The sequence below is a fragment of the uncultured Clostridium sp. genome (genome assembly GCF_937920395.1).
Classification (GTDB): Bacteria; Bacillota; Clostridia; order Clostridiales; family Clostridiaceae; genus Clostridium_AD.
The window spans coordinates 1-12,767 of the sequence record NZ_CALEVF010000389.1 but is presented as its reverse complement, the minus strand read 5'-3'; the positions used below and the strand labels follow the sequence as shown (position 1 = coordinate 12,767).

Genomic DNA, 12,767 nt, shown 5'->3' with positions numbered 1-12,767 from the left:
TTTCTTGTGCTTATACTTTTGCTGTAATGGCAACTAAATACGAGAAAGTAAATGGCATCGTAGATTATGCAGAAGCTGCAATGGGTGAGAAATATGGATATTATGTTGGCTGGTTTATGGCACTAATTTACTATCCAACATTGACATCAGTTTTAGCATGGGTTTCAGCTAGATATACCTGTGTATTATTTGGATTTTCAATTACAGGTGGGGAATGTATGACTATTGCCTGTTTTTATTTAATAGGTAGCTATGCTTTAAATGCATTATCACCAGTTTTATCTGGTAAATTTCTAGTTAGTACAACTGTTATAAAACTAATTCCACTTATTCTAATGGCTATAATTGGGACAATTGTAGGTATTCACAGTGGTATGACTATGATTAATTTTACAACAGTAGTAAAAAAAGTAAATACTGCGAATGCATTATTTACAGCAGTTGTTGCAACAGCCTTTGCATATGAGGGTTGGATTATTGCTACAAGTATTAATGCTGAACTAAAAGATGCAAAGAAAAATCTTCCACTTGCTCTTGTTGGAGGAACTTTTATAATTATGATTGTTTATATTCTTTACTATTTAGGACTAGCTGGAGCTGTAACAAACCAAGTTATGATGAAAGGGGGAGAAGCTGGAGCTAAATTGGCATTTCAAAAAGTATTTTCCTCTGCAGGTGGTACTATAGTATTTGTATTTGTTATTATTTCTTGCCTTGGAACTTTAAATGGATTAATGCTCGGATGTACCCGTGGTATTTATTCATTAGCAGCAAGGGGTCTTGGACCAAAGCCAAAAATATTTAAACAAATAGATAATGAGACTAATATGCCAACAAATTCATCTATACTCGGACTACTTCTTTGTGCTATATGGTTATTATACTTCTATGGTGCTAACTTAACAAAACCTTGGTTTGGATTCTTTTGTTTTGATTCATCAGAATTACCTATAGTTACTATTTATGCATTATATATTCCTATTTTTATTATGATGATGAAAAAAGAAAAAGATTTAAATTCATTTAAAAGATTCATAATGCCTATTGTTTCATTAGCTGGATGTCTATTCATGATAGTAGCTGCTTGTTTTTCTCATAAGATAGCAGTTGTTGCATATCTAATTGTCTTTGCAATTATAATGGCAATTGGTGCTTTGTTTTCAAAGAAAGTAAATCTTAATTAGAAACTAATATCTAATTAAAAAATACCATAAGGCATTCACTTATATTCAAATAAAGTGCATAAAAATAATTTTTTCACTAGAATTTAAGCATAAAAAATCCACAACTAATTAGAGTTGTGGATTTTTTGTTAATATGTTTTATTATTTGAATATGATTCATACTACTACTTATACCTCCATTAATCTTTTACTTTCTTTAATTTTATCATGCCTTAAGACATAAGAAAACCCTCGACTAATTAATTAGTCGGGGGTCTTAGTGGTGGAGACTACCATTATAAATAACAAATTAAAATCCAACAATTTCAATACCCGCCATGCAACAAGTATCTTCATAAATAATTTTATCTTGTTTATTATATAAATAAATTTTTACTTCTCCTAAAACTTCCTCTTTTATTTTTCTTTTCATTTTTCCTTTCTCGGGAGCAATTAATTCTCCGACTTCTTTTAGCTTTGCTTTTATTCTAAGTTTTTCTTTACTATTTTCTAATAGTATTGATATCTCTACATTAGTTATACTTTCGATTTTTAATTTACTATTATTATAAGTAGCAAACCTATATTCCCTTCCATCAATAACCAAGTTACTTATATATCCTAAAAAGTTTTTCCTCATAAAAGGTATATCAGCTATAGAACAAAAGATACTGGTATTTTCATTTTTAAAATTGTTGCATTGAATCCAAATATATTTTTTTGGAAAAGAAGTTCCCCAATCTTTTTCAACATATCCTTTCCCATTGTTAAAATCTATATCTACATCATTAATCCTAATTACTCCATTAACCATATGATTCATGCTAACAATTCCATGATAACATTCCATTTTAGGTATATATGCAAAATACCCCATTATGTTTGGGCTTAAAATAGAACTTTTAATAGGAGTGAATGAACCTAACCTTAATGTTCCTTCTATATGTAAACCGTTATCTAATATATTAATCATTATCATTGACTTCGAGAAAATATTATCTCCTATCTGCAACATAAATGGACTATTGTTAACTTTAAAATCTTTGAGCGGATATTTAACATATCCGGTTTTTATAGTTTTCCTGTTATTATCATCTAAGCTTACAAATATATACTGAATGAAACAATGAACATCATTATTAAATAAGCTAATACCCGGTATTAAACTTATAACTTTTTTCTCATCCTTTGAAACTTGTTTATAGTACCATCCTTCGAAATATCCTTTACTTTTATTATCTCCTTGAAACAATAGAGGATGTATAATTTTATTTAACCACATATCTATCACATCCTTCTCTATATCAAATAAATTTTGTATAATTTTTACTCTTTAATTTTTATATTTGTCAAATTATATTTGGGTCAATTGTATTATCACTTTCTTTGTAATGATTTAACCTAAGAACAGCTGGCCCTTCTATAATATCCCCTTCAAAAGTGAACCTCGATCCATGACAAGGGCAATCCCAAGATTTTTCTGCACTATTCCATTTCAGTTCACACCCTAAATGTGTACATGTAATATCAACTATATGTAATTCTCCATTTTCATCTCTATATGCACCATATCTTTCTGCATCAATCTCTACTATTTTTCCCTCATCATTTTTCAAATTAAAATTATATTGTCCAACTTGAAGTTTTCCCTTTATTAATTGCTTTGCAACATCGTAATTTTCCTTAACAAAGTTTTTTATTCCATCAGTTATAATTTTACGTGATGGATTATATACCTCTTGATAAGGGCTTTCATTTTTAACTATAATATCCCTTAGTATACCTGCAGCTGCTGTTCCATTTGTCATACCCCATTCACCATAACCAGTAGCAACATAAATATTTTCAGATGTTGAAGTAAGATTACCTACATATGGCACACCATCTAATGTTATATAATCCTGAGTTGACCATCTATACAGAAACTTTTCAACATCAAAGTTCTTTTTAGCATAATTTACTAAATTAACATAGTGTTTAATCATGTCCCCTCCGTGAGCAGTTTTATGGTCTTGACCACCAATAATTATCATCTGACTATCCTTATAATTTTGTAATCTAAAATACCAACCTGCTTCTCCCGCATCTACAAATGTTCCCATTGGCAATTTATCCTTTATTATTGCAGATATTACATATGACCTTTGTGGGCGAAGCCTTGAAAAGTATAACCCCAAACCATCATAAAAAGGAAAATGTGAAGCCAAAACAACTTTTTGAGCTATTACTTTAAATCCTGTATCTGTAGTTACAGTATATAATTTATCATGTTCTATGTCTACAGCTCTTGTATGTTCGTATATTTGACTGCCATTACCAGAAATGTTTTCCGCAATTTTAAGGAGGTACTTTCTAGGATGAAATTGGGCTTGGTTTTCAAAACATAATGCACCCTTTACTTTAAATGGAAGATCTAGATTTTTAATATATTTTGCATTTATTCCCAGGCTTTTAGCTGATGCTGCTTCTTCAATAATATTGTCTATATACTTTTCATCTGTCGCATATATATATGCAGGCAACCTGCAAAAATCACAATCAATATTATATTTTTTGACCATATCTTCTATAAAATCTATGGCCCCTTCATTAGCATCTGCATACTGCTTAGCTTTTCCAATCCCCATAGTTTTAATTAAATTACTATATATTATCTCATGTTGTGAAGTAATATACGCCGTAGAGTGTCCCGTAGTTCCCTGTACTATCTTATCAGCTTCAATTAATGCAACTTTATAACCTTCTTCTTTTAAAAGTAGAGCCGTTGTAATTCCCGTGATACCTCCTCCTATTATTACTATATCAACCTTTATATCTTTTTCTAAGGTTGGATAATTTGTCTCATAAGTTGAATCAAGCCAATAAGATTTTGGTGTTAAAATATTGTTAATACACATATTATCTATTTCATTCATAAATTTGCTCCCTTTCATTAACATAATTAGACATATGTATTTTGTGTTTATATATCCAATAATATGTATATTATAAATTATATATTTAGGCATTAGAAAACCCACGACTAATTAATCAGTCGTGGGTTTTAGTGGTGGAGGCAAATCTCTGTTGGTGTAATATACAATTTTTATTTCCTCCCACCCATATTTTTTACAATGATTTTAAAAATCTTTTCTGCGTATCCATGCCTTTCTCGCTTCTTCTATCATAAGGATTAGCGGTGGCCAAACACATAATAACAACAAATCTGATAAATCAAGTGCTGCTGTGTGGAAAATAGATTGAAATAGCGGTAAGTACACTAATGCCGCAATCAAGAAAATTTCAAAGATAACCCCCAAGTTCACTTGTTTATTACTAAATAATCCAATTTTAAAGACAGATTGCCTTTCAGTACGGCAATTAAACACTGCACCAATTTGACTGAATACGATGGCCGCAAGTGTCATAGCAGTTGCTTTGATGTAAATTGGATCAATCCCACCTGCAAGTGGAATTTTAGGCCATCCATTTTGCATATTGACGAAAAAGTAAGAGATGCCAGAAGCAATAGAACCTAATAATCCATACCATAAGAATGCTTTAACAATTAAATTTCTGTTTAATAATGGTTCCTTTTGGTTACGTGGCGGTTGGTCCATAATTCCGTCTTCAGGTTTTTCAGTTCCCAATCCCAATGCTGGCAACATATCAGTACCTAAGTCTATGGTTAGAATTTGCATAACCGTCAAAGGCAAAGGAATCGCCCCCAAAGAAAATAAGAACATCGCAGAAGGAATTGCTTCAGCCATATTTGAATTTAAAATATAAAGTAGGAATTTACGGATATTGCTATAAACCGCACGCCCTTCTTCAATAGCATTAACAATAGATGCAAAATTATCATCTGTCAAAATCATATCTGCTGCTTCTTTTGCTACGTCTGTACCGGAAATGCCCATAGCAACCCCGATATCAGCTTTCTTAAGGGCTGGTGAATCATTTACACCATCACCTGTCACAGCTACAATTTCGCCCATTTCTTGTAAATTAGATACAACTCGTAATTTTTGTTCTGGCGCTACACGCGCAAAAATAATTTCATCTTTTAAATATTCCTTTAACTTATTATCTGATAGTTCTTCTAACTGCAAACCTGATATTACGCGTACATTAGGACCTTTCACAATTCCGATATGTTTTGCAATACTTTCAGCTGTTAAGCCATAATCTCCAGTAATCATAATAACCCGAATTCCAGCACGGTGACATTTTTTAACATCAGCCGCTACTTCTGGTCGTGGAGGATCAGCCATGACAACCAAACCAACAAAAACTAAATCTTGCTCAATAGTTCCAGCAGTATAGGCACTCGTATCTATTAGAGTGCCCTCATCTTTATCAATCAAACGATATGCAACAGATAAGACACGTAATCCATTACGTGCATATCCATCATTAGCCTCCATTATCTTTTTACGCATTTCTTCTTTCATCGGTTGGACTTCTCCATTTACACAGATAGATTCACTTAATTTCATTACTTCTTTAGGAGATCCCTTTACATATGCAATAAGCCTGTTCCCTTCAACAGGTTTCTCCAACTGATGAATAGTAGTCATTCTTTTGCGGCGCGATTCAAATGGAAATTCTCTTAACCGTGGTGTTAATTTTACTTGTTTTGATATATTAATATCCGCTTTTTCAGCTACAACCCCTAAACAAGCTTCTGTCGGATCACCTAATACAGTATAACGGCTAGATTTTTCATTTGGTGGTAATAGACTTGCATTGCTACATAACGCAGCTCCTGTTACTAAAGTTTTCATATCTTTGTAGTCATTAGCACTAACTTTTTTGTTGCCTTCTAAGATATCACCTTCAGGACCATATCCAACACCCGTAACTTCAAATTCTTTTTCAGCTAACCATAAATGACTAACTGTCATTTCATTTTGCGTTAATGTGCCAGTTTTATCTGTACATATAACAGTTGTGCTACCTAATGTTCCAACAGAAGAAAGTGTCTTTACTAAAGCATTTCGTTTAGACATTCGTTGTACACCCATAGCAAGTGCCAAAGTAACCGTTGGAAGTAGACCCTCAGGTATAAAAGCAACAATCATACCTAAAGCAAAAATAAATGAAGACGCAACTGGTTGATCTACTAAAAATAATGCAAGAACAAAAAATAAAACTCCAAACCCAATGGCAATAATTGAAAGTTGTTTCGTCAACCTATCCATTTCTTTTTGTAAAGGACTATCTTCCTTTTCCACATTTTGAGTTAGGTCTGCAATTTTACCAAATTCAGTCCTCATTCCAATTTCCATGACAATAGCTTTTGCATTACCTTGCGAAATATTTGTACCTGCAAAAATTAAATTAGGTATCTCAGCCCGTGTCATATCATCTTTTAATACAGCATCCTTTGTCTTGCGGACTGGATTGGATTCACCAGTGAGTGTTGATTGATTAACTTGTAAATCACTACACTCAATCAAGCGGGCATCTGCAGAAATCTTATCACCCTCTTCTAATAAAATTATGTCGCCAATAACCAAATCTTCAGCTAATATCTTTTGTTCTTTACCACTACGAATAACGTGTGAATAAGAAGACAACATATTCCTTAATGCATCGGTTGCCTTACTCGCACGATGTTCTTGCCAAAAACTAAAAACACCATTAATAACGTTAACTAACCAAATAGCAATTCCTAATTGAGGCATACCTGCGAAAAAAGCTACAGCACCTCCGACCCATAATAAAATAGCCATTAAATGGGTAAAATTACTGAAAAATATAAGTAATGATGATTTTTTCTTTTTACCCTCAATAACATTTTTACCTTGTTTTTTCTGATACTCTTCTGCTTTTTCTTGTGTTAGCCCCTGACAATTTGTCCCTAAAGCCTCATAGACCTTATCAACCGGTAGTTTATAAATTTTCTCTTCACTACTTACTTTAATTTCTTTTTCATCCATTTTTTATTACCCCTCTCTATAAATGATGTAAAAAAGAACATTCTTAATATACTTTTTAAGACATTATCTCCATTTAATTTACTACCTAGCTCATATTATAAATAATTTCTTATACAATTATAGCACTATGATTCTTTATTTTTCATATATTGTTATTTTATTTTATTTAATGTAATTTTATACACATTTTATATAATTACCTATTAAATGATTATGAAATGTTTGTTTTTTATCCATTTTAAGTAAATTAAGTATTGATTTATATTAATTTTGCTCATACTATTCTAATTTAAATAAATTAAAACATAAGAAAACCCATAATAAATTTATTAAAGTAAAAACACAGAAAAATATTAACAGTTTACCTATTAATATTTTTCTGTGTTTTTAAATGCCTATTTATATATTAAATTATACTTGAAGCTAATTATTATTTTTACGTTTTTTATTCCTAAGTAATTTAATAAAAAAATACAAACCAATAATTAAGATTACTATATATGTTAAAAATTGTCCAAATTGTCTTACAATATGAACTATGCTTTCAAAAAAATCTCCGAAACAATATCCAAGGCCTAGGTATATACCTGTCCAAAATAAGTTTTTATTTTAATGTGTCTACTTAAAACTTTACTACCAATAAATTTCCACATAATATATGAGATATTATCACCAAGCCAAGCAAAAACCATATTTCATATAAAAGAACCCCCACATTAAATTCCCTCACACCAATATTATTATTTTAAACTATCCGATATCCCTTTAAAAAAATTTCCAATAGAATCACACACACCTGCAAACCAACTCTTAGTCTTATCACTATTTAATGTATTTTTCATTGTATTAGCTACACCTTCAAGTTGTCCTTTTACCTTATTGTAATCCAAGTTTAATTTATTCACATTTGTCATTAATCCAACAATATTATTTACATCATCTTTAGACAGATCGTAATTGTAATTATTGGTTACATTATTCACTATTTTTGTTATACCTGCCCCATCCTTAGGTTTATCTTTTATAACTTCACTCTTTACTTCATTAATTAACCCAGCAGCTTTATCTTGTCCGATTTTTTCTCCTAGTTTACCTGTAACTGCAACCTCTTCATTAGCCGTTTTTTTTGTATTTTCATCTAATTTCTTACCGTTTTCACTATTTTCAAATCCCTTTAGTATGCCAGTCATAGCTGCCGTACCAGATACAGTGAATGGTGCTGAAACTTTAACATTAGCATTTTCAATACCTGCTGTAATTAAGGCATTTTTTATCATACTAGCATTTACCCAAGTTACATTATTTGTACTCACCACTAAACCACCAGTAGATGTTGGCTCAATATATGAACACGATATGGACCTATTTCCCAATTGTTCTTTAGATACTGTATCTCCTAGATATTTCTTTTCCTCAGTAGATGTAACTTCAACAACACTCGCACTACTTGTATCTACATCAAAATACTTTAGCATATCATTTTTCTGTTGATTCGTTAAATCAGACCCTATAGTAACACTTTTATATGAATCAGCGTATACATTATTTATAGGTGCTGCAAACAAACTTGCTGCTGTTAAAATTACACCTAAAACTAATTTCTTATTCATTTAACAAGACCTCCATATTTTATTGTTATAACTTAGATACATTATAACCCACTTTATAGTGATTGGGTAAATGGATTTTTTTGCTATTAAATTATAGATACCTATCAGTTGAGACATTTAATGAAGTAAATCTTTGACACTATTTTGACATTATATTAGTTAATACATGTACGACTTAAAGCCATTGTGTTAAAATTAAATTGTTAATACAAAAATTCTTAAAAACAGAGGATGAATTATATGAATATGAATATGAAATTTTTTAATAAAGATAACCTTACGGATGTTTCATTTATTATTTTCGGTAGCTTCCTAGGATCTATTGGAATTAATATGTTTTTAATACATTCCAAACTTCTAAGCGGTGGCACTACTGGTATAGCTCTAATTTTTCAGTATTTATTCAAAATACAAGCGGGGTACACAATACTACTATTAAACATTCCTTTATTCATATTAAGCGCTTTTAAACTCAATAATAAGTTTACTATTAATTCTATTATTGGTACAGTAACTTTATCACTTTCTTTGATTTTTACACATCCTGTAGCTAATATTTTACATATAAATGATAATTTACTTTATTGTTTATATGGAGGAGTAGTCTGTGGACTTGGCTATGGTCTTGTGTTTGCTCACAATGGATCAACTGGTGGTCTCGATATAGTATCCATGGTCATTAAAAAAAAATATACAAATTTTAATATAGGTAAAATAAATTTTATTGTTAATTTATTAATTGTTTCAGTAAGTAGTCTTATATTTGGACTACCTATTGCATTGTACACATTAATTGCTATGTTCATTACTTCTCTCGTACTTGATAATGTGGTAAAAGGATTAGGTCAAAAAAAATTAGTATTTATTATTACTGAAAAAGAAGAAGAAATTGCAGATATAATAATGACACAATTACATAGAGGCGTTACTAATATCTATGCAGAAGGTGCCTATACTAAAAGTCAGAAGAAAATGCTTTACTGCATAATACCCCTATCACAATTACCGGAATTAAAAAACATAGTTAAAACTATTGATGACAGGGCTTTTTTAACTATTGCCGATGCGTCAGAGGTAGAAGGAAAAGGATATAGACACCTTGTATAATTTGATTTAAATTTACTCCTAAAACATATATAAATGATTACATGTCCATAGTTTACTTTGGATATATACTATCCTACCCAACCTACAAGTATTCAGAACTATTTTTTTATAGGAGATTGATAATATGTCAGAATCATTAATAACAAAAAAAGCCCTTGCTGTTTCTATCAAGCAGTTAATGGATACAGTACCATTAGCTAAAATCTCAATACAAAAAATAGTAGACGGCTGTGGACTTAATAGGAAAACTTTTTATTATCATTTTAAAGATAAATTTGACCTTGTAAATTGGATATATTATACTGAGGTTTCAGAAAGTATAGGTGATTGCACAAATTACGGAAACTGGACTGAAGGTACGTATAGAACTTTGTTATACCTAATGAAAAACAAATCCTTTTATATTAATGCGCTTAATACTCCAGGTCAAAATACATTTAGCGAATATTTTTTTGATTTTTGCTTTGAAATTATTATGAATGCTATCGATGATTTATCCATTGAAATAAACGTTTCTGACAAAAGTAAAAAATTTATTGCTGATTTTTATAGCCACGCTTTTGTAGGGATAACCACTCAATGGATTAAACAAGGTATGAAAGAATCACCTGAAATATTAGTTGATGGAATTAGAAATATACTTGAAGGTACTATGCCGCATGCTTTAAATAGTTATGCAAAATAGGGACGGCTTATAAGTCTTATTACTTACGACTTATAAACCATCCCTTAAAATTACTTTAACATCATTGACTTTACAAAACCTATTTCTTCACGTAAATTATCATCTTTTAACATCTTCATTGCTGAATTATATAATACACGAACATCATATTGTCCTTTATAAATAGGTGTAACTTTCTTATTTAGATTTAGGAATTTATAAACAGCAGTTTGTGCACTTCTTACAGAATAATCCATAGTAAATACTATATCATCTTCCATTTCACAAAACTGACCAAGTAATGCTAAGTTAGTTGAACCTTCTGGAATAACTTGTGGTCTATCACCCTTTGCTCTAGTCAAAAATTGTGCTGTTGTAAAAGGTAATATACAAGGTATACAAATAGATGTTTTAAGGATTTTTTTCATATCATCTACGAAATTTAGGTGATATAATAACTCAGTTAATATTTCCTCCCCTGTACAATCTACCATTCTCTTCTTTATAAAATCACCTTTTTTATAAGGATATAAACCATATCCCCATAAAGTTTGTACATTTTCAGGTTGATTAAGAAAATGTGGTTGCTTATATAAAACAATTGACATAAACCATCCAGACTCTTTAAATGTCATCATAGCCCCAGTTCCTGGCTGATTCCCTGAATATTCTATTATTTTATTTACCATAGTTGGATCCTTAAGTGTAACTACGAAAGACTCCCACATTGATTCTTCAACACGTTCATCGAAAACCTTTGGTTTACCAAGCTCTGGACGACCTTGAGCGATTTTCTCCCAAAGATCCCATGCTCCACCTACATATTTATCATTAATTTTTGGCACTGTAGTCATTGAACCTTGGCTACTACCAGCTGTTAATGAACCGATAGTAACAAAGGCAAAATCTCCTTCCCCAACTTCTATTCTAGTTTCTTTCCCATTTTTTTCACATTTAAATGCTGTAACTGTAGTCTGCGTATCTGATGGCTTAAATTCTAAATCAGTTACTCTGCAGTTAAGTTCAAAATTAACACCTTGTGATTCTAACCATTTAGTCATAGGTAATAACATCGAATCATATTGATTATATGGTGTACGACGCACTCCAGACATATCATCTAGATGTGGTAGTTCATGAATAAATCTATGAAGATATCTCTTGAACTCTATAGCACTATGCCAAGGATTAAATGCAAACGTTGTAGTCCACATAAACCAAAAATTCGTTTTAAAAAATGATTCTGGGAAACAATCTGTAATAGTTTTTGTACCTAAAGTCTCTTCAGGTTTAATCATTATATCCGCTAAAGCCAATCTATCAGCTCGATTAAATCCTAAATATGATGACTCTAGTATATTAGCTTCATTATCTATTAATCTAGCTTTTGAATAGGTATGATTTTTTTTGTTAAAAGCATTAAATTCATCGAGAATTGAAATTTTAGGATTAGTTAATGAAGGAATACTTTCCATCACCCCAAAAGTACAAGCATATGCTTCCTCATCAAACATTCTTCCACCACGGTTTGCATAACCTGTCTTAGCATCGCCATATCCATCCATGCTGCCACCTGTGACATTTAATTCTTCATATATATGAATGTTTTTTCCTAGAACATGTCCATCTCTAATTAAAAATACTGCAGCAGACAGTGATGCAAGTCCAGCACCAACCATATAAGCATTTGTTCTTTCAACATCTACCTTTACCTCGCAATTAAATTCCATCTTTAATCAGCCTCTCTTTATATTATTATTTTTTAGCAACTACTCTATACGTATTTGCTATGCTTCTAATATAATTCTTATTTATAAATTATTAAATAATCAATTTTGATAGTTTGTCCCAAAAACTCACATTTTCATAAAAATGTATTATAATAGTACTAAGAGAATAGAGATTTTACAAAGGAGGTTACTGTTATGGCTTGGGGAAATAAGAATGAAAAAATGTTAGTTGTGGTTAAAAGTAATCCTGATGATAATGGATGGAATAAACCTTTTGAATTGACTTACAACGATGAAGATTTTGAAATAAAAGATCCAATTAGGAGTATGAAGCTTTTTAACAATGCGTCAAGATATAAATGCAATATTGATGGAAAAGCAATTGAGTTATTTAATGAAGGTGAAGAATGGTGGATTCTTGTATAGCTTAGAATCAAAATGATATGTCATTCACTTTACATACTATAACACAGTAATAAATGTATAACTTTTATTGATTAAATTAAAACATAAGAAAGGGGCCGTCTCAAAATAGAAAGTAATTTCTATTGCGAGATGGCTCTTTTTTT

Annotated in this window: 9 protein-coding genes; 4 read left to right on the top strand and 5 right to left on the bottom strand. The window is 30.8% G+C overall.

The features are described 5' to 3' along the window. On the top strand, positions 1-1,184 hold a 1,184-nt coding region (locus Q0649_RS22765; protein WP_298847382.1), incomplete at its 5' end, for an APC family permease. A 289-nt stretch (positions 1,185-1,473) separates the two neighbouring features. Here Q0649_RS22765 and Q0649_RS22760 read toward each other — a convergent pair. The 4 genes from Q0649_RS22760 to Q0649_RS22745 form a co-directional block, all read right to left on the bottom strand. Continuing rightward, complete coding sequence (locus Q0649_RS22760) at positions 1,474-2,445, bottom strand: tocopherol cyclase family protein (RefSeq protein WP_298847380.1); 972 nt, start codon at positions 2,443-2,445, stop codon at positions 1,474-1,476. A gap of 67 nt (positions 2,446-2,512) precedes the next feature. Further along, entirely contained in the window at positions 2,513-4,078 is a 1,566-nt protein-coding gene (locus tag Q0649_RS22755; protein ID WP_298847378.1) for an FAD-dependent oxidoreductase, read from the bottom strand. A 204-nt stretch (positions 4,079-4,282) separates the two neighbouring features. Further along, complete coding sequence (locus tag Q0649_RS22750; RefSeq protein ID WP_298847376.1) at positions 4,283-7,087, bottom strand: cation-transporting P-type ATPase; 2,805 nt, start codon at positions 7,085-7,087, stop codon at positions 4,283-4,285. Positions 7,088-7,827: 740 nt separating this feature from the next. Next, positions 7,828-8,697: a DUF1002 domain-containing protein gene (locus Q0649_RS22745; protein WP_298847373.1), complete on the bottom strand. Its 870-nt coding sequence runs from the start codon at positions 8,695-8,697 to the stop codon at positions 7,828-7,830. Between the two features lie 246 nt (positions 8,698-8,943). Here Q0649_RS22745 and Q0649_RS22740 point away from each other — a divergent pair, with 246 nt between their 5' ends. Beyond that, positions 8,944-9,804: a YitT family protein gene (locus Q0649_RS22740; protein WP_298847384.1), complete on the top strand. Its 861-nt coding sequence runs from the start codon at positions 8,944-8,946 to the stop codon at positions 9,802-9,804. A 124-nt stretch (positions 9,805-9,928) separates the two neighbouring features. Continuing rightward, positions 9,929-10,489, top strand: coding sequence for a dihydroxyacetone kinase transcriptional activator DhaS (gene dhaS / locus Q0649_RS22735; protein WP_298847370.1), 561 nt, complete (start codon positions 9,929-9,931; stop codon positions 10,487-10,489). A 50-nt stretch (positions 10,490-10,539) separates the two neighbouring features. On the opposite strand, the gene Q0649_RS22730 is transcribed toward dhaS, so the two are convergent. Beyond that, the gene (locus Q0649_RS22730; protein ID WP_298847367.1) at positions 10,540-12,198 is read right to left on the bottom strand and encodes an oleate hydratase; all 1,659 of its coding nucleotides are present in this window, start codon (positions 12,196-12,198) and stop codon (positions 10,540-10,542) included. 195 nt (positions 12,199-12,393) lie between these two features. Here Q0649_RS22730 and Q0649_RS22725 point away from each other — a divergent pair, with 195 nt between their 5' ends. Next, entirely contained in the window at positions 12,394-12,624 is a 231-nt protein-coding gene (locus tag Q0649_RS22725; RefSeq protein WP_298847364.1) for a hypothetical protein, read from the top strand. Positions 12,625-12,767 lie beyond the last annotated feature (143 nt).